The sequence below is a fragment of the Streptomyces beigongshangae genome (genome assembly GCF_019710745.1).
Lineage (GTDB): Bacteria > Actinomycetota > Actinomycetes > Streptomycetales > Streptomycetaceae > Streptomyces > Streptomyces beigongshangae.
Genome location: NZ_JAHKJW010000043.1, coordinates 1 through 26367, shown reverse-complemented (window position 1 = coordinate 26367; position 26367 = coordinate 1). Strand labels below are relative to the sequence as shown.

Below are 26367 nucleotides of genomic sequence, written 5' to 3'. Positions count from 1 at the left end.
CCAAGGCTCATCCACCAAGGGGCGCGGGGAACCGCGCGACCAGCCACCGACGCCCGTCGGCCGACAACCGGCCGCCCCGCGGAGCGCCTAGCAACCGACGAGCCGGCTCGCCAGATACCCCTCGATCTGGTCGAGGGACACCCGCTCCTGCTTCATCGAGTCCCGCTCGCGGACCGTCACCGCGTTGTCCTCCAGCGTGTCGAAGTCGACCGTCACGCAGAACGGCGTACCGATCTCGTCCTGACGCCGGTAACGGCGGCCGATCGCGCCCGCGTCGTCGAAGTCGATGTTCCAGTTCTGCCGCAGAGCGGTCGCGAGGCCCTTGGCCTTGGGCGACAGCTCCGGGTTGCGGGAGAGCGGGAGCACCGCGACCTTCACCGGCGCCAGGCGCGGGTCGAGGCGCAGCACCGTGCGCTTCTCCATCTTGCCCTTGGCGTTGGGCGCCTCGTCCTCGACGTACGCGTCCAGCAGGAACGCCAGCATCGCGCGGCCGACACCGGCCGCGGGCTCGATGACGTACGGCGTCCAGCGCTCGCCGGCCTCCTGGTCGAAGTAGGACAGGTCCTGGCCGGACGCCTTGGCGTGCGCGGAGAGGTCGTAGTCCGTGCGGTTGGCGACGCCCTCCAGCTCACCCCACTCGTTGCCGCCGAACTGGAAGCGGTACTCGATGTCGGCGGTGCGCTTGGAGTAGTGCGAGAGCTTCTCGGCCGGGTGGTCGTACCAGCGCATGTTCTCCTCGCGCAGACCCAGGCCGGTGTACCAGTTCCAGCGCTCCTGCATCCAGAACTCCTGCCACTTCTCGTCCTCGCCCGGCTTGACGAAGAACTCCATCTCCATCTGCTCGAACTCGCGGGTGCGGAAGATGAAGTTGCCGGGCGTGATCTCGTTGCGGAAGGACTTGCCCATCTGCGCGATGCCGAACGGCGGCTTGCGGCGCGAGGTCTGCTGGACCTGGGCGAAGTTGGTGAAGATGCCCTGCGCGGTCTCGGGGCGCAGGTAGGCGACGGAGCCGCTGTCCTGCGTGGGGCCGAGGTGCGTGGAGAGCAGGCCGGAGAACTGCTTGGGCTCGGTGAAGGTGCCCTTGTTGCCGCAGTTGGGGCAGTTGAGGTCGGCGAGGCCGTTCTCGGGGGTGCGGCCGTGCTTGGCCTCGTACGCCTCCTCCAGGTGGTCGGCGCGGTACCTCTTGTGGCACGAGGTGCACTCGGTGAGCGGGTCGGAGAACGTGGCCACGTGGCCGGAGGCCACCCAGACCTCGGTCGCCAGGATCACGGACGAGTCGATACCGACGACGTCCTCGCGCGACGTCACCATGTAGCGCCACCACTGACGCTTGATGTTCTCCTTGAGTTCGACACCCAGCGGCCCGTAGTCCCAGGCGGCCCGCTGGCCGCCGTAGATCTCGCTGCACGGGTAGACGAAGCCACGGCGCTTGCTCAGGCTGACGATGGTGTCGATCTTGTCGGCGGCCACGGTGCTCTCTTCATTACGACGACGGGCGACGAAGCAGTTGCTTCACAGCGGTTGCTCACAGCGGTTGCTCGGAGCGATTGTCCACAGCGGTCGCTCGGAGCGATTGCTTCAGTGCGAATGCTTCAGATTACCGGCGGTCCCGCCCTCCGGATCAAATCGGTTGACGGTCCTGGTCGCTCACTTCCGCCCCACCCGTCCCATACCGGGATGAAGCCCAGATCACAAGACCAGTTATTGACAATCGTTTCCAGAATGATTGAAAATGACTGTCATGAACGTACGACGACGTCACATATCCGTCACCGCGATCGCGGCGGCCACCGCTCTCGGCCTCGGCACCCTCTCCGCCTGCTCGTCCGACTCGGACTCGGACACGGCCGACACCGGCAGCGGCGGCGGCGGGAAGCTCGACGTCGTGGCGTCGTTCTACCCGATGCAGTTCCTCGCCGAGCAGATAGGCGGGGACCACGTCGACGTGAGCACCCTGACCGAGCCCGGCCAGGAGCCGCACGACCTGGAGATCAGCGCCCAGCAGACCGCGCGGCTCCAGGAGTCGGACGTGGTCCTCTACCTGAAGAACCTCCAGCCCTCCGTCGACGAGGCGGTCGCCCAGTCCGGGATGAAGACGAAGGTCGACGCGGCCACCCTGACCGAGCTGGAGGACCACGGCGGCACGGGCCACTCCCACGAGGGCGAGGAACACGCCGAGGACGAGCACGCCGGCGAGGAGGGCGAGGAGTCCGGCCCCGACCCGCACATCTGGCTCGACCCGGTGAAGTACGCCCAGGTCGCCGAGGGTGTGGGCAAGGCGTTCGAGAAGGCCGACCCGGACAACGCGGCGGACTACGCGAAGAACACCGAAGCGCTGACGAAGAAGCTCGGCGACCTCGACACGAAGTTCGAGGAGGGGCTGAAGAACACCGATTCCAAGGTCTTCTTCACCAACCACTCCGCCTTCTCCTACCTCGCCGAGCGCTACGGCCTCACCCAGGAGTCCATCTCCGGGCTGGACCCGGAGAGCGAGCCGAGCGCCGCGCGGATGAAGGAACTCCAGCAGGAGGCCGAGGCCGACGGCGTGACCACCGTCTTCTACGAGACACTGGTATCGGACAAGACCGCGAAGACCCTGGCCGACGACGCCGGGCTGAAGACTGATGTACTCGACCCCCTCGAAGGCATCACCGGCAAGTCGAAGGGCGACGACTACATCGCGGTCATGGAGTCGAACCTGGCGGCGCTGGAGAAGGCCCTCGGCGCGAAGTGACGCCAGGCGGCGCGGACGACGCGGGACGCAACCACGGAAGGCATGAGTCATGACGGCTGACCAGCATCGGGACCCGGTCATATCGCTGCGCTCAGTGACCGCCGAACTCGGCTCCCGCCCCGTCCTGCGCGGCATCGACCTCACCGTGCGCCGCGGTGAGGTCGTCGCGCTGCTCGGCGCCAACGGCTCCGGCAAGTCGACGGCCGTCCGCACGGTCATCGGCCAGGTCCCGGTCACCGGCGGCGAGGTCGAGCTGTTCGGCACCCCCCGGCGCCGCTTCCGCGACTGGGCGCGCGTGGGCTACGTACCGCAGCGCACGACCGCCGCCGGCGGGGTCCCCGCCACGGTGACCGAGGTGGTGTCCTCCGGGCGGCTGTCCCGCGCCCGCTTCGGCGTCCTGCGCAGGGCCGACCGCGAGGCCGTGCGGCACGCCCTGGAGCTGGTGGGTCTCGCCGACCGCGCCAAGGACTCCGTGGACGCGCTCTCCGGCGGCCAGCACCAGCGCGTCCTCATCGCCCGCGCCCTCGCCTCCGCACCCGAGCTGCTGATCATGGACGAGCCGATGGCCGGCGTGGACCTGGCGAGCCAGGAAGTGCTCGCGGCGACCCTGCGGGAGCAGGTGGCGGCGGGCACCTCCGTCCTCCTCGTACTGCACGAGCTGGGCCCGCTGGAACCGCTGATCGACCGGGCGGTCGTCCTGCGCGACGGCTGCGTCCTGCACGACGGCCCGCCCCCGCGCGCGGTCGGCCAGCACGCGCTGCCCGGCCACGACCACGTACACCCCCACGCGGCCCACGACGCCGAACCGATCCGGACGGGACTGCTGAGCTGACCGCCATGAACCTCGACATCCTCGACTACGCCTTCATGCAGCGGGCCCTGCTCGCCGCGGTGCTCGTCGGCATCACCGCCCCCGCCGTCGGCATCTACCTGGTACAGCGCCGCCAGGCCCTGCTGGGCGACGGCATCGGCCACGTCGCGATGACGGGTGTCGGACTCGGCTTCCTCCTCTCCTGGTCCCCGGTGTGGATGGCCACCGCCGTCTCCGTGCTCGGCGCGGTCCTGATGGAGCTGATCCGCTGGTACGGCAGGACGCGCGGCGACCTCGCGCTGGCGATGCTGTTCTACGGGGGCATGGCGGGCGGTGTGATGTTCATCAACCTCGCGCCGGGCGGCTCCAACGCCAATCTGACCTCGTACCTCTTCGGCTCCCTCTCGACGGTGTCGGAGGAGGACGTGACGGCGATCTGCCTGCTCGCGGCCTTCGTCGTCCTGGTGACGGTCGGGCTGCGCAGGCAGCTGTTCGCGGTCAGCCAGGACGAGGAGTTCGCCCGGGTGACCGGGCTGCCCGTGCGCGTCCTGAACCTGCTCACGGCCGTCACCGCGGCCGTCACGGTCACGGTCGCCATGCGGGTCGTCGGTCTGCTGCTGGTCTCCGCCCTGATGGTGGTCCCGGTGGCCGCCGCACAGCAGCTCAGCCGTAGTTTCGCGGCCACCTTCGCGATCTCGGTGGCCATCGGGGTGAGCGTGGCCGTCGGCGGCACGGTGACCTCGTACTACCAGGACGTGCCGCCCGGCGCGACGATCGTGCTGCTGACCATCGGTGCGTTCGTCCTGCTGACGGTGGCGGCGGCACCGCTGGCCCGGCGGCGGACGCGGGCCGCCTCGCGGGCCGCGGCGCAGGAGGCCGCCGACCCGGCCGAGTGCGTCATTCCGGACGGCCGCCCGCCCGCCGGGAAGGCCGGCGTCTGACTGCGCCCGGTTCGGACCCGCCCGGGCTGGCACAATGGCCCGGCACAAGCCGCAGACGTTTGGAGGCAACGGTGACGACCGCTGGACCGTCCGTTCGGGGCCGCTCCACCCGCCAGCGTGCCGCCGTGGCGGCGGCGCTGGACGAGGTCGACGAGTTCCGGAGTGCGCAGGACCTGCACGACATGCTCAAGCACAAGGGTGACTCCGTCGGTCTGACCACGGTGTACCGCACGCTGCAGTCGCTCGCGGACGCGGGCGAGGTCGACGTGCTGCGCACGTCGGACGGCGAGTCGGTGTACCGGCGCTGCGCGAGCGGCGACCACCACCACCACCTGGTGTGCCGTGTGTGCGGCAAGGCCGTGGAGGTGGAGGGGCCCGCGGTGGAGAAGTGGGCGGAGGCGATCGCGGCGGAGCACGGCTATGTGAACGTGGCCCACACGGTGGAGATCTTCGGCACCTGCGCGGAGTGCGCTGCGCGCAGCCAGGGGTAGTCGGGCCGGCCTTTCCCCCGCGGCCCGATGAGGGCTTGTCGCGCGGTTCCCCGCGCTCCCGGGTACCCGGGGGCGCGGGGAACCGCGCGGGCTTTCAGGGGCGCCCCCGCATGTCCGCCTCCATCGCCAGCAGGTCCTCGTTGGGCACGGCCCCCCCGAAGCGCCGGTCCCGCGACGCGTACTCCACGCACGCCCGCCACAGGTCGCGCCGGTCGAAGTCGGGCCACAGCACGTCCTGGAACACCATCTCGGCGTAGCTCGACTGCCAGATCAGGTAGTTGGACGTGCGCTGCTCACCGCTCGGCCGCAGGAAGAGGTCCACGTCCGGCATGTCCGGGTAGTACAGGTACTTCTGGATGGTCTTCTCGTTGACCTTGTCGGGGTCCAGCTTCCCGGCGGCGACGTCCGCGGCCAGCGCCCTCGCCGCGTCGGCCAGCTCCGCCCGCCCCCCGTAGTTCACGCAGAAGTACAGGGTCATCAGGTCGTTGTCCCGCGTCTGCTCCTGTGCGACCTGCAGCTCCTGCACGACGGACTTCCACAGCTTCGGCATCCGCCCGACCCAGCGGATCCGGATGCCCAGATCGTTCATCTCGTCGCGCCGGCGCCGGATGACGTCCTTGTTGAAGTTCATCAGGAAGCGGACCTCCTCGGGCGACCGCTTCCAGTTCTCCGTCGAGAACGCGTACAGGGACAGGTTCTTGACGCCCAGCTCCAGGCAGCCCTTGAGGACGTCCATCACGACGCCCTCGCCGACCCGGTGCCCCTCGGTGCGCGGCAGGCCCCGCTCCTTGGCCCAGCGGCCGTTCCCGTCCATCACGCACGCCACGTGGTTCGGGATCAGCTCGCCGGGGAGTCTGGGCGCGCGGGCACCGGACGGGTGCGGCTCCGGCGTCTTGTACTCGCGGCGCTGGCGCCCCAGGATCCCGCGTACCACCATTTGCTTCTCTTCTCCCTCGTGCCGGACCAGGTCAGGTCGGGTCGGTCAGGTACAGCTGTCGATCAGGTACAGCTGCCGCTCGGGGGCAGCTGCCGCTCAGGTGCTTTTCTCGACGTACCGCAGGGAGCGCAGTCCGCGCTCCAGGTGCCAGTGCAGGTAGGCCGACACCAGGCCGCTGCCCTCCCTGACGTACCGCGGCTCGCACGCGTCCGCGACCGCCCAGTCCCCCGTCAGCAGCGCGCCGAGCAGTTCCAGGGCCCCCGCCGAGGGTACGACGCTGCCGGGCACCCGGCAGTCGGCGCAGACGGAACCTCCCGCGGCGACCGAGAAGAACCGGTTCGGCCCGGGCATCCCGCAGCGCGCGCAGTCGTTGAAGCTCGGCGCGTAGCCGTTCACGGCGAGGGAGCGCAGCAGGAACGCGTCGAGGATGAGGTGCGGCTCGTGCTCGCCCTGGGCGAGGGTGCGCAGTCCGCCCACCAGCAGCAGGTACTGCTGGACGGCGGGCTCGCCCTCGTGGTCGGTGAACCGCTCGGCCGTCTCCAGCATGGCCGTGCCGGCGGTGTAGCGGGCGTAGTCGGTGACGATCCCGCCGCCGTACGGGGCGATCGTCTCGCTCTGCGTGCACAGCGGGAGCCCGCGGCCGACCAGCTCGCTGCCGCGTGCGAAGAACTGCACGTCGACGTGGGAGAACGGTTCGAGGCGCGCCCCGAACTTCGACTTGGTCCGGCGCACGCCCCGGGCCACGGCCCGTACGCGTCCGTGCCCGCGGGTGAGCAGGGTGATGATCCGGTCCGCCTCGCCCAGTTTCTGGGTGCGCAGCACGATGCCGTCGTCCCGGAAGAGACTCATCGCGCGCCCCCGCGGGTCTCCGGCCGGGGGCACGGGGGGCGCCCCCCGGGAGACCGCAGCGTGATCCGGTCCGCCTCGCCCGGTTCCCGGGTGCGCAGCACGATGCCGTCGTCGCGGAACAGACTCATGGCCCCATTCTCGCGTACGCCGTCAGCGGACGTGGCCGGGGTGGCCGTCCGGCTCCCCGGCGGGGGCTCGCCGTCCGCCGCCGGGCGGCGCGCCGGGTGGCTCGGGCAGGCGGTCCCGGGACGCGCCGGCCGGGCCCGGCCGTCCGGCGGTGTCCACCGGCACCGCCGCGGTCACTTCGCCGCGGCGGGCCCGCCCGGGGTCTCCGGGGCGGCCGTCGTGGACGGGACGACCCGCGGCACCTTGCTCGTGAGCAGCCGGTGCCGCGGCACGCTCTGCCGCGGCGGCCGGGTCATCGTGATCTGGCGCACGAGCTGCTGGAAGCAGGAGAGCGCCGCGAGGGCCGGCAGGACGGCCGCGGCGATCCCCGTGAAGGTCCGGTCGGCCTGGGCGGCGCAGAGCGCCATCGCGACCGAGGAGAACACCAGGACCACGAACCACGAGTGCGCGGCCCGGCGCTGGTGGAGCGCGGCCCGCAGGATGGACAGCGAGGCCATCATCCAGGGGCCGTAGACCAGCAGGGGCCACCACACGGCCGCGGCGCTCTGCGTGTGGGACGCGACATGGCGCAGGGGGACGTAGGAGACGATCCCGCCGAACACGCTCACCATCGACACGATGACGGCGGCGAGCGCGGCGATCAGGAAGCTGACGGTCTGCAGCCAGGTGAAGCGGACCTTGCGGACCCGCACCTTCCGGTGCCCCGCGGGGTGGGACCGGATGGGCGGCAGCTCGGCGGTGATCGTGGCCAGGTTGTCCATCGGGTCGCCCGTGAGGCCGAGATCGACCGGCTCCTCGTGGCGCTGTCGCGGCACGGCGGCGCCCTGGTGCACGGCGGTGTCCTGCGGTGCGGCGACGTCCTGCTGGGCGACGCCGGGGTCCGCGGACACGGCGTCCTGCAGCAGGTAGGTGAGCTCCTCGACCGGGTCCCAGGCCGAGTCGAGGGGGTCCGTGGAAGGATTCACGTAATACGTCTCGACGGGGCCGCGGTGCCGCCCGCTTCCGGACCCGTCGTAGTACGCGCCGTTGTGGTGTGCGCCGTTGTGGTGCGCACCGGGGGGATCGCCCGGAACGAAGAGATGGGCATAGTCGTCGTTCATGGAGAACCGCCCCCCTTCAGACACAGGCCACGTTGCTGCCTGGTCGCGTCTGGGCACTCCACCGCTGGTTGAGATCGTTCTGCGCCCGGTTCAGAAAAGCCAGGAATTCACCCAGCAGAGGCTCGGTGACCTGCAGTTCCACCGGCTTTCCGTCCCCGTGCAGGGTGCCGCGGGCATCCGGTGCCGAGTAGGCCGAGGCGGGCGTATAAATGTATCGGCCCATTACCACCGCGGGGGTGGCGATCATGTTCTTCTGCACCAAACGGGCGTGTACCGGAGTGCCGGGAGTCCGCGCTTTCGTCATGTGTCGCTAACGGCGCCGTCCTTAACTCAGGTGCGCGGCAAATGAGTGAGCGTAACTCCACCAAAAGCATTGACGACGGCGTTTGTCAGCCAAGACCAGACATTTCCCGAAGAGCAGGTTTTGCTACTGGAAGCCTTTTGCGCACACCTTCGTTCGCACCGGTGAGCCAGTGCGCGGAAGGCCCGCTCCGGCCTCCGGTGCCGACCTGGGATCGAGCGGGCCGAAGGGGTCGGGAAGGCCGGGGGGATCGGAGGAGACCGGGAGGATCGAGGAGATCAGTGGGATGAACGGCCTGTACGCATTCCCCACCATCGGTGGGCCATATGCGCTCTCCGACCCGCCACTTGTCCTACCGGCGTCCGTTCAGTCCCCGAATCCGCGTACGTACCTCCGCTGCCACGGTGTCTCCACGGCGTGGCGATCGTAGTTCCGTCGTACGAAATCCACGGCCGCCTCGGGCGGCACACCGTCCAGGACGGCGAGACAGGCCAGGGCCGTGCCCGTCCGGCCGCGTCCGCCGGCGCAGGCGATCTCGACGCGCTCGGCGGGGTCCGCGGCCCGGTGCCACGTCCGCGTCAGGACCTCCCGGGCCTCCGCGCGGTCCCGCGGCAGCCGGAAGTCGGGCCACCTCAGCCACCGCGTCTCCCAGGGAACAGCGGGCGGCTCCTTGCCCAGGAGGTGGACGCCGTACGTCGGGCGGACCGCCGCGGGACCGAGTCCTCCGCGCAGTCCCCGGCCCCGCACCAGTCGTCCGGACGGCAGCCTGAGGACCCCCGGCGCCGCCTCGTCCCATCCCGCACCCATCCGGCCTCCTCCGCCCCAGGGCGGCGAGTCTGCCACGGGGGACCGCGCACCGGAACGGGTTTCCTGCGCGCTCCCTTGACCGCCCTCCCGGCCGCTCCTAGGGTCACGCTGCACCTATGACGTAGGACGTCGTATCTCTTACTCCATGCTGGAGGAACCGTGCGCGACGCGACCCCCGCACCGGCGTTGCACCGCCGGTCGTTCCTGAAGCACTCCGGCGCGCTGGGCGCGGCCGCCACGATCGCCGCCACGCTCTCCGCCTGCTCGTCCGGCCCGGAGTCCACGAACGAGACGGACGGCGGGGGCGAGGGGGCCGACCGGACGCTCACCGCGGTGATCGGCTACGGCAACGACCAGAGCTGGGACCCCCTGATGACGGCCTCGGCGTTCTCGATGGCCGCCAACCACCACGTCTACGAGGGGCTGCTGGACACCGACCCGATCAGCCGTGAGCCGTACCCGGCCCTGGCGACCGCGATCCCGGCGGACCTGCGGGCGACCACGTGGAGGTTCACGCTGCGGGAGGGCGCGAAGTGGCACGACGGGCGGCCCGTCACCGCCGACGACGTGGTCTTCACCTACGGACGCGTACTGGACCGGAAGACGGCGACCCTCGTCGGGAACTTCTTCGCGTCCTGGCTGGAGGAGGTGCGGAAGGTCGACGAGAAGTCGGTGGAACTGGTGCTGAGATTCCCCTTCCCCGACGGGGCCCAGCGGCTCACCCTCGCGAAGATCATGCCGAAGCACGTGTTCTCGGAGGCGGGCGCGCTGGACGGGGCGACGACCGGAAGGGCGGTCGGCTCGGGCCCGTACCGGCAGACCGCCCACCATCCGAAGTCCAACACCACCTTCGAGGCGTTCGCGGACTACAACGGGCCGCGGAAGCCGGCGTTCAGGAAGATGAACTGGCTGACCATGGTGGACGCCGCGCCGCGGGTCGCCAAGATCTCCGGTGCCAGCGCCGGCGCGCAGATCTCCGACAACATCCCGTACGCCAACATCGCCCAGCTGGAGAAGAGCGGTCTGAAGGTCGAGGGCGGGGCGGGGATGAACCACCTCTTCCTCCTCTTCGACACCGCCCGCAAACCGTTCGACGACGTACGGGTGCGGCAGGCGCTGCATTACGCGATCGACACGGAGAAGATGATCCGGGCCGCCCTGCGCGGGCACGGGAAGCCCGCGTCGTCGTACCTGAACGAGGGCAATCCGACGTACCGGCGGGCGAGGACCGTCTACGCCCACGACCCGGACAGGGCGCGGGCGCTCCTGAGGGAGGCCGGGGTCAGCGGGCTGACGGTCCGCCTGATGGCGGTCAACGTGAGCTGGATCGTGGACTGCCTGCCGACGATCAAGGCGTCCTGGGACGCGATCGGCGTCCGGACGGACCTGGAGCCGCAGGAGACCGCCGCGCTCTTCACGAAGCTCGACCAGAAGAAGGACTTCCAGGTGGTCGCGGCCGCGTCGAACCCCAATCAGTTCGGGCTCGACGCCGATCTGATCATGCATTACAACTACGGGCCCGGGAACACCTGGATGCGGTACGCCCGCTGGGAGGGCAATTCCGTGGCCAAGGACCTCTTCCGGCGGATGGAAGCGGCCACGCGGGAGCCGGATCCCGAGAAGAAGAAGTCGATGACCCAGGACTACATCGACGTCGTCGCCGAGAACGCCGTGATCTATCCGGTCGTGCACAACGAGCTGATCACCGCGTGGGATCCCGAGGACCTCACGGGCGTACGGGCGCAGCCTTATCCGGGGATAAACCTGCTCCAGGCGAAGTGGGCCTGAGGGCCGTGAGGAGAGATCTCGACCGTGGTTGCTGTCCTGCGGATCCTCGGCCGGCGGATCCTCCTGCTCGTCCCCCTGATGCTCGGGATCATCCTGTTCGTGTTCCTCGTGATGCGCTTCTCGGACAGTGATCCGGCGTCCGCGTACTTCCAGGGCGCGAACCCGACCGAGCAGCAGCTGCACGACTTCAGGGAACGCAACGGGCTCCTCGACCCCCTCCCGGTGCGCTACGCCGACTTCGTCGGGGACCTGGCCCGGGGTGACATGGGGGTCAGCGCGCTGACCCGGGCGCCGGTCGTGGACCAGGTCACCACCGCGCTGCCGCTCACGATGCAGCTGACCTTCATGGGCCTCGGCATCGCGGTGGTGCTGGCGCTGCTGGGCGGGGTCACCGCCGCGATCCACCGGGACCGTCTCCCCGACCAGCTGATCCGGGTCGTCTCGCTGACGGGGGTGGCGGCGCCCGGTTTCTGGCTGGCGCTGCTGATGATCCAGTACCTCGCCGTGGACCTCGGCTGGTTCCCGACCAGCGGATACGTCAACCCGGCCGACTCGGTCACCGGCTGGCTGAGGACCATGACGCTGCCCGCGCTGGCCCTGTCGCTGCCGGTCGCCGCCCAGCTCACCCGGATCGTCCGCACGGCCGTGGTCGAGGAGCTGGACAAGGACTACGTACGGACCGCGATCGGCAGCGGGCTGCCGCCGGTGGTCGTGGTGGGCCGCAACGTGCTGCGCAACGCCCTGGTGAACCCGCTGACCGTACTGGGTCTGCGGGTCGGCTATCTGCTCGGCGGCGCGGTCGTCATCGAGACGATCTTCAATCTGCCGGGGATGGGGAAACTCATGATCGACGCCGTGAAGAACGGTGATCCGGCCGTCGTGCAGGGCGGCGTCCTCACGATCGCCTTCGGGTTCGTCGTCGTGAACCTCGTCATAGACGTCCTCTACCTGCTGGTCAACCCGCGACTGAGGGGTGCCGGGGCATGACGCCGACGCACCGGGGGCGGCTCGCCGACGCCCTGTCCCGGCCCGGCGTCCGCCTCCGGGGGTTCACCCGGCTCCCGCTGATCTCGCGGATCGCCGTCGTCGTCATCGGGACCGTCGCCCTCACGGCGCTGCTGGCCCCGCTGATCGCCCCGCACGACCCGCTCGAACAGGCGCCGCTGGCCGGCGGCGGCAACGGCGAGGGCGCCCCGTCGGGCGAGCACTGGATGGGGCAGGACAGCCTGGGCCGGGACGTCCTCAGCCGGCTGATGTACGGGGCCCGCTGGTCCCTGGCCATCGGGCTGGGGGCGACCGCGCTCGCCCTGGTCGTGGGCGCGGTCGTCGGGGCGGTCGCGGCGACCTCGCGCAAGGCGGTCGACGAGACGCTGATGCGCTGCCTCGACATCGTCATGGCCTTCCCCGGCATCGCGCTGGCGGCCGTGTTCGTCGCGGTGTTCGGCGGCGGCGTCCCCGTCCTCATCGGCGCGATCGCGTTCCTCTACATGCCGCCGATGGCCCGGGTCGTCCGGGCCAACGTGATGGACCAGTACGGCGAGGACTACGTGACCGCCGAGCGGGTCATCGGGGCGCGCACCCCGCACATCGTGCTGAAGCACGTGGCCGTCAACTGCGCCGCCCCCGTCCTGGTGTTCTGCACCGTGCAGGTCGCCGAGGCGATCGTCTTCGAGGCGTCGCTGTCGTTCATCGGCGCGGGCGTCCGCCCGCCGGACCCGTCCTGGGGCAGTGTCATCGCGGACGGCAAGAACATGGTGCTGACCGGCGGCTGGTGGGCGACCGTGTTCCCGGGCCTGCTGATGCTGGTCACCGTGCTGTCCCTGAACGTCCTCTCCGAGGGCGTCTCGGACGCGTGGGCGGCGCCCGCCGCCCGGGACGTGCCGGCCCGCGAGGAGGAGGACCGCCTGGAGGCGCCCGAGCCGGGCAGTGGGAAGGTCCTGGAGCTGCCGGGCCTCGCGGAGGCGGCGCGGCGGCTGCGCGGCCGGGCCCGTCCCCTGCCCGAGGACCGGCAGCCGGTGCTGAGGGTGGAGGACCTGGCGATCGGCTTCGACGCCCGCCACGGGGGCGTCGACATCGTCGACGGCATCAGTTTCGACGTACGGCCCGGTGAGGTCCTGGGCCTGGTGGGCGAGTCGGGCTGCGGCAAGTCGCTGACGGCCCTCACGGTGATGGGCCTGGAGCCGAAGGGCGCCCGGGTGCGCGGCCGGGTGTGGTTCGGGCGGCAGCAGCTGGTCGGCCGGCCGATGAGCGTACGGCGCCGGCTCCTCGGCCACGAGATGGCGATGGTCTACCAGGACGCCCTCTCGTCCCTGAACCCGGCGATGACGATCCGCGCCCAGCTGGGGCAGCTGCTCAGGAGGGGCGGCACCCGCACGGCCGCCGAGCTCCTCGGCCTGGTCGGCCTCGACCCGGACCGCACCCTGCGCAGCTATCCGCACGAGCTGTCCGGCGGCCAGCGCCAGCGCGTGCTGATCGCCATGGCGCTCTCCCGCGATCCCGCGCTGATCGTCGCCGACGAGCCGACGACCGCGCTCGACGTCACCGTGCAGGCGCAGATCATGGAGCTGCTGCTGAGGCTGCGCGCGGAGCTGGACTTCGCGCTCGTGCTGGTCTCGCACGACCTGGCGCTCGTCGCGGACGTCACCGACCGGGTGGCCGTGATGTACGGCGGCCGGATCGTGGAGTCGGGCGTGACGGCGGACCTGGTGGAGTCGCCGTCCCACCACTACACGCGCGGCCTCCTCGGCAGCGTCCTGTCGCTGGAGTCGGCGGCGGAGCGGATGACGCAGATCAAGGGAGTGGTGCCCGCCCCGGCCGACTTCCCGGCGGGCTGCCGCTTCGCCGACCGCTGCCCGATGGCGACGCGGGTGTGCCGCACCGACGTACCCCGGCTGACGGGCCCGCCCGGCCGCCACGAGGTCGCCTGCCACCACCCGGCGGTCCCCCTGGACCCGGCCGGGAACCCGACCGGCACCCCGGCCGGTCCGTCCGGTCCGACGGAAGCGAGGCCCTGACATGCCCGGACCGGCCGGCCCCCTCGTGGAACTGTCCGACGTGCACGTGGTCCACCGGGCGCGCACCGGCGGCCTGTTCGCACGGGACCGGGTGTACGCCCTCACCGGCGCCGACCTCGCCGTCGCGCCCGGCGAGACGGTGGGCGTCGTCGGCGAGTCCGGCTGCGGCAAGTCGACCCTCGCCAAGGTCCTGGTGGGGGTGCAGCGGCCGACGTCCGGGACGGTGTCCCTGAACGGCGGCGACCTGTGGGCGATGGCCGCGGCCGAGCGGCGCACGACGGTGGGCGCGGGCACCGGCATGATCTTCCAGGACCCGTCCACGGCCCTGAACCGGCGCCTGACGGTACGCCGGATCCTGCGCGACCCCCTCGACGTCCACCGGCGGGGCACGCCCCGCGAACGCGAGGACCGGGTGCGCGAGCTGATGTCCCTCGTGGGGCTGCCGGAGGCGCTGGCGGACGGCCTGCCCGGACAGCTCTCCGGCGGGCAGCGGCAGCGGGTCGCCATCGCGCGGGCGCTGGCCCTCGACCCGGACCTGGTGGTCGCCGACGAACCGACGAGCGCGCTGGACGTCTCGGTCCGCGCCCAGATCCTCAACCTCCTCCTCGACCTGAGGGAACGGCTCGGGCTGGCCCTGGTCTTCGTCTCCCACGACATCCAGACCGTACGGAGGATGAGCGACCGCGTCGTCACGATGTACCTCGGCCGGATCGTCGAGGAGTCCCCGGCCGACGAGGTGACGGACCGCTCCCGGCACCCGTACACCCGCGCGCTCTTCTCCGCGACGCCCGGCCTGCTGGACCCCATCGACCCGATCCCGCTGGTGGGACCCGTGCCGTCGGCCACCCGTCCGCCGAGCGGCTGCCCCTTCCGCACCCGCTGCTGGCGGGCGGACGCGGTGTGCGCGGAAACCATGCCGGACTTCGCGGCCGCGTCGGCCCCGGGGCACCTCTTCCGCTGCCACCATCCTGTGGAGGACGGCCTCTCGACCCGCGACCTGGTCGCACAGGCCGTCGCCGCCGTACCGGAGGCCACCGCCATGGCCGACATCCCCAGGGAGCCCCGATGACCCTTCCCGCCCCGCTGACCGGTGTCGTACCGCCCGTCTGCACCCCCCTGACACCGGACCGCGAGGTGGACGTCCCCTCCCTGACCGCGCTGGTCGACCACCTGCTGGAGGGCGGGGTGGACGGCCTGTTCGTCCTCGGCACCTCCTCGGAGGCCGCGTACCTCACGGACCGCCAGCGCAGGCTGGTCGTGGAGACGGTGATCGGCCACGTGGCGGGGGCGGTGCCCGTCCTCGCGGGCGCCATCGACATGACGACCCCGCGGGTCCTGGACCACGTCCGGTACGTCACCGGCGCGGGCGCCGACGCCGTGGTCGTGACGGCCCCGTTCTACGCGCGTACGCATCCGGCCGAGATCGCCCGTCACTACCGTCTGGCCGCCGCCCGCTCACCGGTGCCGGTCCTCGCGTACGACCTCCCGGTGGCCGTCCGCTCGAAGCTGACCGCCGACCTGGTGCTGGAGCTGGCGGCGGAGGGGGTGCTGGCCGGGCTGAAGGACTCCAGCGGGGACGAGGGCACCTTCCGGACGGTCGTGACCGGGGCGCGGGCGCACCCCGCCGTCACCGGTTTCAGCGTGCTGACCGGCTCCGAGCTGGTCGTCGACTCCGCGCTGGCCATGGGGGCGGACGGGGCGGTGCCGGGGCTCGCGAACGTGGATCCCGCCGGGTACGCCCACCTGTACCGCCTGTGCCGGGCGGGCGAGTGGGAGCTGGCACGGGCCGAGCAGGAGCGCCTGTGCGCACTGTTCGCGATGGTGCGGGTGGGGGACCCGGGACGGATGGGCAGCGGTTCGTCGGCCCTGGGCGCCTTCAAGGCGGCGCTGCACCTGAGGGGCGTCATCGCGTGCCCCGCCACGGCGGAACCGCAGATCCCGCTGTCCGCGGAGGAGACCGCGGCGGTGGGGAAGCACCTGGCGGCGGCGGGGCTGCTGTAGAGGTTCCCTCGCGCCCGCTCCCCGCACGCCGGAGGAAACCGCCGCGCGGACCCCGCAGCCCCAGGAGGGGGCGACCATGACGGGCTGCGGCTGCGGTGGACACCCCTGACAGCCGCCCTCCGACGCCGGCCTGACGAACCCTTTTGCCTCAGTCGGTGCCGAACGCCTGGGCGACGACCCGTGTGTCCTCGTAGAGGTGCATGCGGACGATCTCGCCGTCCTCCACCACCAGGTGCATGGCCGACGGCGTGGTGAACTCCTTGCCGCTGGACGCGACGGTGTGAGTGAAGATCCACAGCAGTATCACGTCACCGCCGTCGACGATGATCCGCTCCAGCGAGACATCGCTCCTGCCGGGGACGAAGTGGGGCCACATCGTGGTGAAGTACGGGGCGACCTCCTCCCTGCGGGTACGGTGGCCCGTCCAGGACAGTCCGTCGTTGGCGGGGACGTACCAGTCGATGTCCGCCGCGAACAGTTCCTGGATGCCGTCCTGGTCCTGCCTGCCGAGGCGCTCCATGAACCGCTCGGCCACGGCCCGTGAGGTCTGCGCGTCTGTTGCCACTGTGCTTGTCCTTGCCTCTTCGGTCTTTTCGGTCTTTTCGGTCTCTTTGGTCTCTTGGGTCTTTGCGCGTGCGTCGCGGGCGTGGGACTCCGGCCCCGGACGTGAAGGCTCTCCGCATCCGTGAAGTAACAGTTTTTGTTACATCGGAGGGTGCGGAAAGCGCCGCCCGCACGGCCGGAGGACCGGACTAGGCGGCTTTGAGCACGTCCCGCAGGACGTCCTCCAGGGTGGTTCGCGCCAACTGCTCGCGGAGGGTGGCCTCGACCTCGTCGTACACGGCGGTCATCGCCGGCCCTATGCCGTGGCCCACGACGCACCCGGGGTCGGGTGCCGAGCGGTGCAGGGCGAAGACCGGGCCCGACTCGACCGCCTCGTAGACATCGAGCAGGGTGATCGACTCCAGGTCCCGCGACAGCGTCCAGCCCGCTCCCGCACCTCGCCGCGAGTCGGCGAGTCCCGCCCTGCGCAGTTCACCCAGCAGGCGGCGGATCACCACCGGATTGGTGTTGACGCTCGTCGCGATCTGCTCGGAGGTGGCGACCTCATGACCGCGGCGCTGATACAGCCCTATCCACGTCAGGGCATGCGCCGCGATGGTCAGCCTGCTGTTGGCACCCACTCGGGACCTCACCTCCGCCGACCCTCGATCTTGTCGTAACAGTAGCTGTTACATCCGTATGCGGCAAATCCCGTACCGGACGCGACGGGCGGGCCGCGTGACAACTCTCCCCGCCTCCGCCCACGCCGCCGTCATCGAACCGCGGGCCACCGCGAACCGCGCGGTCTTCAAGGGGTGCGCGGAACCGCGCGCCCCGCCACGGCGACGCCGCGGACGTCCGCCCCGCCGGGGGGGGGCACCCCGCTCAGGACGGCGTACGCGCCGCCGTCAGCACCCGCGCCACCTCGTCCGCGCAGATCGTCAGCGCGCTCCCCACCGTGGTGAGCACCTCCCGCTCCGCGGGCGTGTACGGCCCGTCCGCGAGGGCGATCCGCGCCCCCTGGAGCAGCACCGCCTCCCGCCCCGCGGGCGCGAGGTGCGGCGCCAGCGGGTCCAGCGCCTCGTGCAGCTCTATCGACAGCCCCGGCCCGCACGGCTCGCCGAAGAGCCGCCCGGTGTCGGCGGCCAGCGCCTCGACGAGCGCGGCGAGCTGTTCCTCCGTGCAGTCGTCGAACCCCGCGGAGCGCACCGCGGCGGCCGCCGTCTCCAGCGCCGTGCGCGCGCACGTGCCCCCGGCGGCCAGCACCGCGAGGGCGACGGTGTGGACGGCGTCGCGCAGCATCGCCGAGAAGCGGGTGGTGGTCGGATGGTCGAGGACGTCCGCGCCGTAGTGGTGCCCGCAGGCCGCGCACTCCACGACGGGTCCGGTCTCGCCGCGCGGCATGACCGGCACACCGAGGCAGGTGAAGCGGCGGCGGCCGGTGAGGCGCTGGTAGTTGCGGTCGCCTCCGCAGCCCGGGCAGAAGAACTCTCCGTCACCGACGGTGGTCCACGCGGTCCTGGTTCCGAGGATGCGAGAGACGCCCGTGGTGCCGGCGCGGGCAGACCGGCCGTTTCGTCCCCATCCTGGCAGCACGTGCGCACCTCCGTAACCCAGCGGCAACATCGCCGCGTTGGGTGATGTTAGCCACATTGCCGACGCGGAGTCAGTACCCCGGGCGGAGCCACTCGGCGACATGGCCGGATAAACGCAGCGGTCCCGTCCGCCGGTGAGGCGGACGGGACCGGGGAAACGCAGGTGAACCGGGTTATCGGGTCGCGCGGTTGACGGCGGAGACGACGGCCTTCAGTGACGCGCGTGTCGTATTCGCGTCGATGCCGATGCCCCAGAGCACCTTGTCCTCGATCGCGACCTCGATGTACGAGGCGGCCACCGCGGAGGCGCCCTCGCTCATCGTGTGCTCCTGGTAGTCCAGCAGCCGGGCGTCGACCCCGATGCCCTGCAGGGCCTGGAAGAACGCCGAGATCGGGCCGTTGCCGGTGCCGACCAGGGTGGTCTCGACGCCGTCCACCTCGGCCTCGACGGTGAGCGTGTCCACGCCGTCCTTGTCCGTCGTGGACTGGCCGTTGCGGACCTGGACGCGGCCCCAGGGGTTGTCCGGGTTGGGCAGGTACTCGTCCTGGAAGGCCGCCCAGATGTCGTTCGGGGTGACCTCGCCGCCCTCGGCGTCCGTCTTCGCCTGGATGATCTTCGAGAACTCGATCTGCATACGGCGCGGCAGGTCCAGCTTGTGGTCGTTCTTCAGGACGTACGCGATACCGCCCTTGCCGGACTGCGAGTTGACCCGGATGACGGCCTCGTACGAGCGGCCGACGTCCTTGGGGTCGATCGGCAGGTACGGGACGGCCCACTCCAGCTCGCCGACGGTGACGCCCTTGGCGGCCGCGTCGGCCTCCATGGCGTCGAAGCCCTTCTTGATGGCGTCCTGGTGGGAGCCGGAGAAGGAGGTGTAGACGAGGTCGCCGACGTACGGGTGGCGGGCGTGGACCTCCATCTGGTTGCAGTACTCGGCGGTGCGGCGGACCTCGTCGATGTCCGAGAAGTCGATCTGCGGGTCGACGCCCTGCGAGAACAGGTTCATGCCCAGGGTGACCAGGTCGACGTTGCCGGTGCGCTCGCCCTGGCCGAACAGGCAGCCCTCGACGCGGTCGGCGCCGGCCATCAGTGCCAGCTCGGCGGCCGCGACCGCCGTACCGCGGTCGTTGTGCGGGTGGACGGACAGGCAGACGTACTCGCGGCGGGACAGGTTGCGCGACATCCACTCGAAGCGGTCCGCGTGCGTGGAGGGGGTGGAGCGCTCCACGGTGGCGGGCAGGTTGAGGATGATCTCGCGGTCCGGGCCGGGCTGCCAGACGTCCATGACGGCCTCGCAGACCTCCAGGGCGAAGTCCAGCTCGGTGTCCGTGAAGATCTCGGGGCTGTACTGGTAGCCGAAGACCGTCTCGGGGCCCAGCAGCTTGCCCGCGTACTCCATCACCAGCCGGGTGCCGTCGACGGCGATCTGTTTGATGTCGTCCTTGGAGCCGCGGAAGACGACCCGGCGGAAGACCGGCGCGGTGGCGTTGTAGAGGTGGACGTTGGCGCGCCCGGCGCCCTTCAGCGACTCGACGGTCCGCTCGATCAGGTCCTCGCGGGCCTGGGTCAGTACGGAGATCGTGACGTCGTCCGGGATCGCGCCCTCCTCCTCGATGATCGAGCGCACGAAATCGAAGTCGGTCTGGCCGGAGGCCGGGAAGCCGACCTCGATCTCCTTGTAGCCCATCTTCACCAGCAGGTCGAACATCTCGCGCTTGCGCGCGGGCGACATGGGGTCGATCAGCGCCTGGTTGCCGTCGCGCAGGTCCGTGGAGAGCCAGCGGGGGGCCGCGGTGATCCGCCGGCCCGGCCAGGTGCGGTCGGGGATGTCGACCTGGTCGTACGGGCGGTACCGGTGGATCGGCATGGAGGTGGGCTGCTGGCGGTTGGCCATGATGCGGGGGCTCCTCTTGGTCCGCTTGATCCCCGGATCGCTCCGGGGTACGGCCGACGGCGCAACGCCGAACTCCGCGGGGAGGGGGTCGGCCTCGACTACAGGCCCTCGCCGCGGCAGCTAAGGAGAAGCAGCCCGTAACGCATGATGCTCCGCATGCTAGCGGACCCCCGGACCGGTCGGCCCGCCGTATCACCATGCGGGACACGGCATCGCACACATGTCCCCCGGAGGGGTGCGGAGAACCGTGCGGCCGGCCGCGACAGGCCGGTGCCCGTACACGAAAGCGGACCGCAACACCCCCCTTATCCGCCCAATTCACCAATCATGGTGGCCCCTAGTGACAGGTGCGTCACGCAGTGCAATGGTGCGGGACATGACGACAAACGGGGGCCATGAGCCCGTCTTCTGCACCATCGTCCCGCCCCACGTCCTCGACACCCTCTCCCAGGCGGAGAACCGCGCGCTCGCCGCGAAGGCCCGCCGCACCCTCCAGCACGACGCCTACGAGCGCACCCGGCGCCGGCTGACCACCGTCCTGGGCGCCCCCGCCCTCGCCCCGCCCGAGGGCGCCGCCGAGGACAGGCCGAACCGCACCATTCACGACGCGAAGCACCAGCAGAACCTCCCCGGCAAGAAGGTTCGCGGCGAGGGCGACAAGCCCGGCAAGGACGCCACGGTCAACCGCGCGTACGCCGGCCTCGGCTCGACCTTCGAGCTGTTCCTGAAGGCGTACGGACGCAACTCGATCAACGGCGAGGGCCTGCCGCTGAACGCCACCGTCCACTTCGGCGAGGACTACAACAACGCCTTCTGGAACGGCGAGCAGATGGTGTTCGGCGACGGTGACGGCGAGATCTTCCTCGACTTCACCATCCCGGTAGACGTCATCGGCCACGAGCTCGCCCACGGCGTCACGCAGTACACGGCGAACCTCACGTACTTCGGCCAGCCGGGTGCCCTCAACGAGTCGATGTCGGACGTCTTCGGCTCGCTCATCAAGCAGTACACGCTCGGCCAGACCGCCACCGAGGCCGACTGGCTGATCGGCGCGGGCCTGCTGGCCCCGAACGTCACCGGCACGGCCCTGCGGTCGATGAAGGCACCGGGCACGGCGTACGACGACGACGTGCTCGGCAAGGACCCGCAGCCCGCCACGATGGACGACTACGTCCGCACCGGCCGCGACAACGGAGGTGTGCACATCAACTCCGGCATCCCCAACCACGCCTTCTACCTGGCCGCGACCGCGCTCGGCGGGCACGCCTGGGAGCGGGTCGGACAGATCTGGTACGACGTCCTGACCGGCGGCGAGCTGGACTCGAGGGCGAGCTTCACGGACTTCGCGGCCCTGACCCTGGCGAAGGCGCGTGCCTCGTACGGCGAGGGCGAGGAACTGCAGGCCGTCAGCAAGGCGTGGGAACAGGTCAAGGTCCCGACCGGCTGACCCGGTGGGCGTGGTCCGGTCCGGCGTTTCGTACTAGACAGGGACCCATGCGTATTCAGGTGAGCCGTACAGGCGGATTCGCGGGCATCGAGCGGCACGCCGAGGTGGACACCTCGGGCCGCCCCGACGCCCAGGACTGGCACGCCCTGGCCCAGCAGGCCCTCGCCGCGGGCCGGGGCACGCCGCCCATCGGCGTCCCGGACGGCTTCGGCTACCGCATCACGGTGGACGGCAGGACGGTCTACTGCGCGGACCCCCGCCTGACGGAGGAACAACGGAAACTGATCTCAAGGGTCCTCAAAGAGGGCGCCTGAGGCGATCGGGCCACTCCCGCCCGTTGACTCCTCCCGCTCCCGGTACGGATGATCGCGCGCATGGCGACCACGGTGAACGCGGCGGGTGCGGCGGGTGCGGCGGACACGGCGACGACCCCGATCCCCCGGTTCCCGGCCGGGTTCCTCTGGGGGGTCAGCACCTCGGCCCACCAGATCGAGGGGGCGGCGGCCCACCGCACCCCCTCCGTGTGGGACGCCTTCACCGCCGGGCCGGGCCGGGTGAAGGACGGCTCGACGGCCGAGGTGGCCTGTGACCACTACCACCGCTACCCCGAGGACGTGGCCCTCCTGCGCGGCCTCGGCGTGGACGCGTACCGCTTCTCCGTCTCCTGGCCGCGGGTGAACGCCCCCGGCGGTCTGGACTTCTACGACCGCCTGACCGACGAACTGTGCGCGGCGGGCATACGCCCCGTCCCGACCCTCTTCCACTGGGACCTGCCGCTGTCGGTGCAGGAGGCGGGCGGCTGGCTGCGGCGGGACACGGCGGAACGCTTCGCCGGGTACGCCGCCCGGGTGGCCGACCGGCTCGGCGACCGGATCACCAAGTGGATCACCCTCAACGAGCCCGCCGAGCACACCCTGCTGGGCCACGCCCTGGGGACGCACGCGCCCGGCACCCGCCTCCTCCTCGACGCCCTGCCCGCGGCCCACCACCAGCTGCTGGCGCACGGCCTCGCCGTACGGGCCCTGCGCGCGGCCGGGGTCACGGACCTCGGCATCGCCAACTCGCACGGCCCGACCTGGCCCGCCTCCCGGGACCCCGCGGACCTGGCGGCGGCCGGCTTCTACGACCTGCTGCTCAACCGGCTGTTCGCGGACCCGGTGCTGCTGGGGCGGTACCCGGAGGGCGTCGGCGCGCTGATGCCGGGCGACGAGGAGGCCGTGGCCGCCGACCTGGAGATCATCGGGCAGCCGGTCGACTGGTACGGGATCAACTACTACGCGCCGACCAGGGTGGGCGCGCCGCAGGGCTCGGAGACCGAGTTCGGCGGAGTGACCCTGCCCGCCGGGCTTCCCTTCTCCGTACGGGAGATCGAGGGCCACCCGGTCACGGACCTCGGCTGGCCGGTGGTGCCCGGGGCGCTCACGGAACTGCTCGTGGACTACCGCGGGCGGTACGGCGACCGGCTCCCGCCCGTCGTCATCACGGAGAACGGCTGCTCGTACGAGGGACTCGACGACCAGGAGCGGATCAGCTACCTGGACGGGCACCTGCGGGCCCTGCACCGGGCGTCGCAGCAGGGGGTGGACGTCCGCGGCTACTTCGTGTGGTCGCTCCTCGACAACTTCGAGTGGGCCGAGGGGTACACGCGCCGCTTCGGCCTGGTGCACGTCGACTTCGAGACGTTGGAACGGACCCCGAAGGCGTCGTACCACTGGCTGCGGGGGGTGCTGCGCGCGCAGCGGTGACCGTGCCGCCCCCGAACGCCGGACGGCCCGGGTTCTCCAGCCCGTCCGGCGTTCGGGGAACCGCTTTCAGAAGCCCAGCTTCCGCAGCTGGCGCGGGTCCCGCTGCCAGTCCTTCGCCACCTTCACATGGAGGTCGAGGAACACCGGTGTCCCCAGCAGCGCCTCGATCTGCTTGCGCGACTTGATCCCGACCTCCTTCAGCCGCTTCCCCTTGGGCCCGATGACGATGCCCTTCTGGCTGGGCCGCTCGATGTAGACGAACGCGTGGATGTCGAGCAGCGGCTTGTCCGCGGGCCGGTCCTCGCGCGGCAGCATCTCCTCGACGACGACGGCGATGGAGTGCGGCAGCTCGTCCCGCACCCCCTCCAGCGCGGCCTCCCGGATCAGCTCGGCCACCATGACCTGCTCGGGCTCGTCCGTGAGGTCGCCCTCGGGGTAGAGCGCGGGGCCCTCGGGCAGCAGCGGCACGAGCAGGTCCGCGAGCAGGTCCACCTGCTGGTCGCCGACCGCCGACACGGGCACGATCTCGGCCCACTCGAAACCGAGCTCCTTGCCGAGCTGGTCGATGGCGATGAGCTGCTCGGCGAGCGTCTTGCTGTCCACGAGGTCGGTCTTCGTGACGATCGCGATCTTCGGCGTCTTCCTGATGGACGCCAGTTCCTTCGCGATGAAGCGGTCGCCGGGACCGAGCTTCTCGTTCGCGGGGAGGCAGAACCCGATCACGTCGACCTCGGCCCAGGTCGTGCGGACGACGTCGTTCAGCCGCTCGCCGAGGAGTGTGCGCGGTTTGTGCAGGCCGGGGGTGTCCACCAGGATCAGCTGGGCGTCGGCCCGGTGCACGATGCCGCGGACGGTGTGCCGCGTGGTCTGCGGCTGGTTCGCGGTGATCGCCACCTTCTGGCCGACCAGAGCATTCGTGAGGGTGGACTTGCCCGCGTTGGGGCGGCCCACGAAGCAGGCGAAGCCGGCGCGGTGGGGTGCCCCCGCGGATTCCGCGGATTCCGGCGGCTCGGGTGACTGGGTACGAACGCTCATGGCGCCCATTGTCCCTGATCGCCGAGCACCCGCTGCACCAGGATTCCGGTCGGGCCGCGCGGCGCACCGCGCACGGGCCGGCGCCGCCGCGTGCGGACGGCACCGGCCCGGGCCGGCCGTGCCCGTGGGGGGATCGGACGTCCACGTTCCCGCTGTCACGTTCTTGCTGGCATGTTCCTGCTGTCACGTTCCTGCTGTCACGTTCGGATGCCCGGTCGGACTCGTGCCTACTCGAACACGAACGGGCCGGGCGACTGGGGACCCTCCGCCGTACAGGTCACGGTGATCCCGAAGACCACCATCTCCAGGGAGCCGCCGAATGCCTCCAGGCTGTCACCGGCCGCGACGGTGCCGTCGAGCGGGCCGACCGTGACGCTCTCCCCGGCGGCCGTCGCGGGGTTCTCGGTGCCCGTGAAGGTGGTCGTGCCGCCGCCCGCCTTGGCCAGGGTGAGGGTGGAGACGATCGAGTCCTCGGCGAGAGCGAGCGGGGCGGTGATCGAGGAGGTGACGGTGACGGTGGCCGCGGTGCCGTCCTGGGTGGCTTCGAGGGTGGCCCCGCCGCCGCCGTAGAGACCGCAGTCGGCGGTGATCGTGGCGGTCTGGGGGACGACGGCGGCGGCGCCCGGGGCGAACGCCAGGGTGGTGGCCAGGGTGCCGGCGGCCAACGCCGCGCCGATTCCGAGTCGCTTGCAGATCATTGGATTCCTTCCCTGGTGCGGGAATTGCCGTGGGGGGACGGCCGACGGGCCGCCTCGCTCACAACCCGGAATCTGACGGTCCGTCGGAAGAGCTGTCGTCCATTGATGCGCCGGCGCCTTGCGATTGCAAGAGAAACGGGGGTGATTCTTCCGGGGGGCCGGTTCTCGCCCCCGTCGGCCGTGACCGCGCTCAGCCCGCGGTCACCACGGAGCGGACCGCCCCGTCGGCCCCCGCGAGCAGCACCGGCGTCCCCTCGCCCCCGAGGTCCCGTACCGCCGCCAGGTCCTCGGCCGGCAGGGCCTCCGCCTCGCCCACCACCGCCGCCGCCTCCAGCGACCTCGCCCCGGAAGCCACCGCCATGGCCACCGCGGTCCGCAGCGCGCTGAGTCCCAGCGAGGGGAGGTCGACGGTGCCCGCCACGTAGGTGCGGCCGTTGTCGTCGCGTACGGCCGCGCCCTCGGGCACGCCGTTGCGGGCCCGGGCGGCCCGCGCCAGGGTGACGATCTTGCGGTCCTCGGGGTCGAGCGCGCTGCTGTCGGTCATGTCCAGAGCATACGAAGCCCGGCCGACCTCCCGGGCGGCGTCCCCCGGGCGGTGCCCCGCGGGCGGTGTCCCCCGGGCGGCGGCACACGGGCCGCCACCGGTGCGTGCACCGCGCGTGGCGGACGGATTCCGGCGTCCGGCGCAAGCGTGGAACACCGGCGCAGGGGGACTCGGCAGGCAGTCCGCGGAAGGAGCCGACATGTCCGGTTCGCACGACGACGAACTGTCCCACCCGCTGGAGCAGGTGACCGGCGAGAAGGACGTGACTCCGGAGGAAGAAAGGGCCGAGCGCCGGCAGGACGAGGCGGATGCCGGTGACGGGGACACCGGGACGGGAGACGCCGGGACGGCGGACGCGTCCGCGGGGGACGTACCCGAATAGCGGCATCGGCCACCGATCACCGAACGTCAACCACTGGCCATCGGCCTCCGGCCACCGATCAACCATCCCAGTCATCGGCGGTCATCAGCAGTCATCCGTCATCGATCGCCGGTCAATCGGTGATCCGGCGGGGTGTCGCCCTCTCCCGTGACGGGAGAGGGCGACACCCCTCCACCACCACACGCTCCACCCTTCACAGCGCGTCAGCATGCGATCTCAGAGCGTTTACGGAACCTTGATACCTGAATGCGGCACTTCGACTGATTAGGGAACTTGATGACTGCTGAGGCAACGACGGAGACCGTGGTCCCGGTCGAGGGGCGGCGCGGCAGGGGCCGGATGGTGATCTCCTGGCTGACGACGACCGACCACAAGAAGATCGGGCACCTCTACCTGCTCACGTCCTTCACGTTCTTCGTGGTCGGCGGGGCGATGGCGATGGCGATCCGGGTGGAGCTGGCCCGGCCCGGTCTGCAGCTGCTCTCCAGCGAGCAGTACAACCAGGCGTTCACCATGCACGGCACGGTCATGCTGCTGCTGTTCGCCACCCCCACCTTCGCCGGGTTCGCCAACGCGATCATGC

The 26367-nt window shown here is 71.1% G+C and carries 27 protein-coding genes; 14 read left to right on the top strand and 13 right to left on the bottom strand.

All coding sequences use genetic code 11. The features are described 5' to 3' along the window. Positions 1-87 precede the first annotated feature (87 nt). Positions 88-1470 (bottom strand): glycine--tRNA ligase, encoded by a 1383-nt coding sequence (locus KM933_RS28040; protein WP_221357257.1) that lies wholly within the window; start codon positions 1468-1470, stop codon positions 88-90. 271 nt (positions 1471-1741) lie between these two features. Between KM933_RS28040 and KM933_RS28035 the strand changes: the two genes are divergently transcribed. From KM933_RS28035 to KM933_RS28020, 4 genes are all read left to right on the top strand, one after another. Continuing rightward, on the top strand, positions 1742-2734 hold the full coding sequence (locus tag KM933_RS28035) for a zinc ABC transporter substrate-binding protein (protein WP_221357255.1): 993 nt from the start codon (positions 1742-1744) through the stop codon (positions 2732-2734). Positions 2735-2783: 49 nt separating this feature from the next. After that, positions 2784-3566 (top strand): metal ABC transporter ATP-binding protein, encoded by a 783-nt coding sequence (locus tag KM933_RS28030; RefSeq protein WP_221357254.1) that lies wholly within the window; start codon positions 2784-2786, stop codon positions 3564-3566. Between the two features lie 5 nt (positions 3567-3571). Next, on the top strand, positions 3572-4486 hold the full coding sequence (locus KM933_RS28025; RefSeq protein WP_221357252.1) for a metal ABC transporter permease: 915 nt from the start codon (positions 3572-3574) through the stop codon (positions 4484-4486). 71 nt (positions 4487-4557) lie between these two features. Next, the gene (locus KM933_RS28020) at positions 4558-4977 is read left to right on the top strand and encodes a Fur family transcriptional regulator (protein WP_221357251.1); all 420 of its coding nucleotides are present in this window, start codon (positions 4558-4560) and stop codon (positions 4975-4977) included. A gap of 94 nt (positions 4978-5071) precedes the next feature. Here KM933_RS28020 and KM933_RS28015 read toward each other — a convergent pair whose 3' ends face one another. The 5 genes from KM933_RS28015 to KM933_RS27995 form a co-directional block, all read right to left on the bottom strand. Beyond that, positions 5072-5914, bottom strand: coding sequence for an isoprenyl transferase (locus KM933_RS28015; RefSeq protein ID WP_221357248.1), 843 nt, complete (start codon positions 5912-5914; stop codon positions 5072-5074). 96 nt (positions 5915-6010) lie between these two features. After that, positions 6011-6763, bottom strand: coding sequence for a DNA repair protein RecO (gene recO / locus KM933_RS28010; protein WP_221357246.1), 753 nt, complete (start codon positions 6761-6763; stop codon positions 6011-6013). Between the two features lie 299 nt (positions 6764-7062). After that, positions 7063-7989, bottom strand: a complete 927-nt coding sequence (locus KM933_RS28005; RefSeq protein ID WP_221357244.1) for a DUF2637 domain-containing protein — start codon at positions 7987-7989, stop codon at positions 7063-7065. A gap of 16 nt (positions 7990-8005) precedes the next feature. After that, positions 8006-8248, bottom strand: coding sequence for a hypothetical protein (locus tag KM933_RS28000; RefSeq protein ID WP_308013567.1), 243 nt, complete (start codon positions 8246-8248; stop codon positions 8006-8008). Positions 8249-8656: 408 nt separating this feature from the next. Continuing rightward, positions 8657-9097: a protein-tyrosine phosphatase family protein gene (locus KM933_RS27995; protein ID WP_221357243.1), complete on the bottom strand. Its 441-nt coding sequence runs from the start codon at positions 9095-9097 to the stop codon at positions 8657-8659. Between the two features lie 159 nt (positions 9098-9256). Here KM933_RS27995 and KM933_RS27990 point away from each other — a divergent pair, with 159 nt between their 5' ends. From KM933_RS27990 to KM933_RS27970, 5 genes are read left to right on the top strand one after another with little or no spacing between them, the layout of a single operon-like run. Continuing rightward, positions 9257-10885 (top strand): ABC transporter substrate-binding protein, encoded by a 1629-nt coding sequence (locus KM933_RS27990; RefSeq protein ID WP_221357241.1) that lies wholly within the window; start codon positions 9257-9259, stop codon positions 10883-10885. 24 nt (positions 10886-10909) lie between these two features. Beyond that, positions 10910-11872 carry an ABC transporter permease gene (locus KM933_RS27985; protein ID WP_221357239.1) on the top strand — a complete coding sequence of 321 codons (963 nt, stop codon included), beginning with the start codon at positions 10910-10912 and terminating at the stop codon, positions 11870-11872. Further along, entirely contained in the window at positions 11869-13899 is a 2031-nt protein-coding gene (locus KM933_RS27980) for a dipeptide/oligopeptide/nickel ABC transporter permease/ATP-binding protein (RefSeq protein ID WP_221357237.1), read from the top strand. Before KM933_RS27985 ends, KM933_RS27980 begins: the two co-directional genes overlap by 4 nt. 1 nt (position 13900) lies before the next feature. Next, positions 13901-14968 carry an oligopeptide/dipeptide ABC transporter ATP-binding protein gene (locus KM933_RS27975; RefSeq protein WP_221357235.1) on the top strand — a complete coding sequence of 356 codons (1068 nt, stop codon included), beginning with the start codon at positions 13901-13903 and terminating at the stop codon, positions 14966-14968. Further along, positions 14965-15900, top strand: a complete 936-nt coding sequence (locus tag KM933_RS27970) for a dihydrodipicolinate synthase family protein (protein WP_221357233.1) — start codon at positions 14965-14967, stop codon at positions 15898-15900. Before KM933_RS27975 ends, KM933_RS27970 begins: the two co-directional genes overlap by 4 nt. Positions 15901-16048: 148 nt before the next feature. Here the strand turns inward: KM933_RS27970 and KM933_RS27965 are convergent, their stop codons facing one another. The 4 genes from KM933_RS27965 to leuA form a co-directional block, all read right to left on the bottom strand. Continuing rightward, entirely contained in the window at positions 16049-16465 is a 417-nt protein-coding gene (locus tag KM933_RS27965; protein ID WP_221357231.1) for a nuclear transport factor 2 family protein, read from the bottom strand. 187 nt (positions 16466-16652) lie between these two features. After that, a complete protein-coding gene (locus tag KM933_RS27960) occupies positions 16653-17084 on the bottom strand; it encodes an Rrf2 family transcriptional regulator (protein ID WP_221357220.1) in 432 nt (143 codons plus the stop codon). Between the two features lie 244 nt (positions 17085-17328). Continuing rightward, positions 17329-18039 (bottom strand): TerB family tellurite resistance protein, encoded by a 711-nt coding sequence (locus tag KM933_RS27955; RefSeq protein WP_221357218.1) that lies wholly within the window; start codon positions 18037-18039, stop codon positions 17329-17331. A gap of 172 nt (positions 18040-18211) precedes the next feature. Next, entirely contained in the window at positions 18212-19933 is a 1722-nt protein-coding gene (leuA, locus tag KM933_RS27950; protein WP_221357216.1) for a 2-isopropylmalate synthase, read from the bottom strand. 376 nt (positions 19934-20309) lie between these two features. On the opposite strand from leuA, the gene KM933_RS27945 reads away from it, so the two are divergent. The 3 genes from KM933_RS27945 to KM933_RS27935 are packed head-to-tail and all read left to right on the top strand — an operon-like array spanning position 20310 to position 23125. After that, positions 20310-21380: a M4 family metallopeptidase gene (locus tag KM933_RS27945; RefSeq protein ID WP_221357215.1), complete on the top strand. Its 1071-nt coding sequence runs from the start codon at positions 20310-20312 to the stop codon at positions 21378-21380. A gap of 47 nt (positions 21381-21427) precedes the next feature. Beyond that, the gene (locus KM933_RS27940) at positions 21428-21694 is read left to right on the top strand and encodes a protealysin inhibitor emfourin (RefSeq protein ID WP_221357214.1); all 267 of its coding nucleotides are present in this window, start codon (positions 21428-21430) and stop codon (positions 21692-21694) included. A 60-nt stretch (positions 21695-21754) separates the two neighbouring features. After that, positions 21755-23125, top strand: coding sequence for a GH1 family beta-glucosidase (locus KM933_RS27935; RefSeq protein ID WP_260334256.1), 1371 nt, complete (start codon positions 21755-21757; stop codon positions 23123-23125). A 66-nt stretch (positions 23126-23191) separates the two neighbouring features. On the opposite strand, the gene era is transcribed toward KM933_RS27935, so the two are convergent. The 3 genes from era to KM933_RS27920 form a co-directional block, all read right to left on the bottom strand. Next, positions 23192-24169 (bottom strand): GTPase Era, encoded by a 978-nt coding sequence (era, locus tag KM933_RS27930; RefSeq protein WP_221357212.1) that lies wholly within the window; start codon positions 24167-24169, stop codon positions 23192-23194. 218 nt (positions 24170-24387) lie between these two features. Continuing rightward, positions 24388-24858: a hypothetical protein gene (locus tag KM933_RS27925; RefSeq protein WP_221357211.1), complete on the bottom strand. Its 471-nt coding sequence runs from the start codon at positions 24856-24858 to the stop codon at positions 24388-24390. A gap of 190 nt (positions 24859-25048) precedes the next feature. After that, entirely contained in the window at positions 25049-25402 is a 354-nt protein-coding gene (locus tag KM933_RS27920; protein ID WP_221357209.1) for a cytidine deaminase, read from the bottom strand. Positions 25403-25601: 199 nt separating this feature from the next. On the opposite strand from KM933_RS27920, the gene KM933_RS27915 reads away from it, so the two are divergent. After that, complete coding sequence (locus KM933_RS27915; RefSeq protein ID WP_221357208.1) at positions 25602-25784, top strand: hypothetical protein; 183 nt, start codon at positions 25602-25604, stop codon at positions 25782-25784. A gap of 276 nt (positions 25785-26060) precedes the next feature. Continuing rightward, positions 26061-26367 (top strand): cbb3-type cytochrome c oxidase subunit I (locus KM933_RS27910; RefSeq protein WP_221357207.1); only part of this gene is annotated, 307 nt, incomplete at its 3' end.

Bases quoted from the DNA above. Each gene is read 5' to 3' on its own strand.
- KM933_RS28035 (WP_221357255.1), top strand. From the start codon at position 1,742: ATGAACGTACGACGACGTCACATATCCGTCACCGCGATCGCGGCGGCC.
- KM933_RS28030 (WP_221357254.1), top strand. From the start codon at position 2,784: ATGACGGCTGACCAGCATCGGGACCCGGTCATATCGCTGCGCTCAGTG.
- KM933_RS28025 (WP_221357252.1), top strand. From the start codon at position 3,572: ATGAACCTCGACATCCTCGACTACGCCTTCATGCAGCGGGCCCTGCTC.
- KM933_RS28015 (WP_221357248.1), bottom strand. From the start codon at position 5,914: ATGGTGGTACGCGGGATCCTGGGGCGCCAGCGCCGCGAGTACAAGACG.
- recO (WP_221357246.1), bottom strand. From the start codon at position 6,763: ATGAGTCTCTTCCGGGACGACGGCATCGTGCTGCGCACCCAGAAACTG.
- KM933_RS28005 (WP_221357244.1), bottom strand. From the start codon at position 7,989: ATGAACGACGACTATGCCCATCTCTTCGTTCCGGGCGATCCCCCCGGT.
- KM933_RS27995 (WP_221357243.1), bottom strand. From the start codon at position 9,097: ATGGGTGCGGGATGGGACGAGGCGGCGCCGGGGGTCCTCAGGCTGCCG.
- KM933_RS27980 (WP_221357237.1), top strand. From the start codon at position 11,869: ATGACGCCGACGCACCGGGGGCGGCTCGCCGACGCCCTGTCCCGGCCC.
- KM933_RS27975 (WP_221357235.1), top strand. From the start codon at position 13,901: ATGCCCGGACCGGCCGGCCCCCTCGTGGAACTGTCCGACGTGCACGTG.
- KM933_RS27970 (WP_221357233.1), top strand. From the start codon at position 14,965: ATGACCCTTCCCGCCCCGCTGACCGGTGTCGTACCGCCCGTCTGCACC.
- leuA (WP_221357216.1), bottom strand. From the start codon at position 19,933: ATGGCCAACCGCCAGCAGCCCACCTCCATGCCGATCCACCGGTACCGC.
- KM933_RS27945 (WP_221357215.1), top strand. From the start codon at position 20,310: ATGACGACAAACGGGGGCCATGAGCCCGTCTTCTGCACCATCGTCCCG.
- KM933_RS27940 (WP_221357214.1), top strand. From the start codon at position 21,428: ATGCGTATTCAGGTGAGCCGTACAGGCGGATTCGCGGGCATCGAGCGG.
- KM933_RS27935 (WP_260334256.1), top strand. From the start codon at position 21,755: ATGGCGACCACGGTGAACGCGGCGGGTGCGGCGGGTGCGGCGGACACG.
- era (WP_221357212.1), bottom strand. From the start codon at position 24,169: ATGGGCGCCATGAGCGTTCGTACCCAGTCACCCGAGCCGCCGGAATCC.
- KM933_RS27925 (WP_221357211.1), bottom strand. From the start codon at position 24,858: ATGATCTGCAAGCGACTCGGAATCGGCGCGGCGTTGGCCGCCGGCACC.
- KM933_RS27920 (WP_221357209.1), bottom strand. From the start codon at position 25,402: ATGACCGACAGCAGCGCGCTCGACCCCGAGGACCGCAAGATCGTCACC.
- KM933_RS27915 (WP_221357208.1), top strand. From the start codon at position 25,602: ATGTCCGGTTCGCACGACGACGAACTGTCCCACCCGCTGGAGCAGGTG.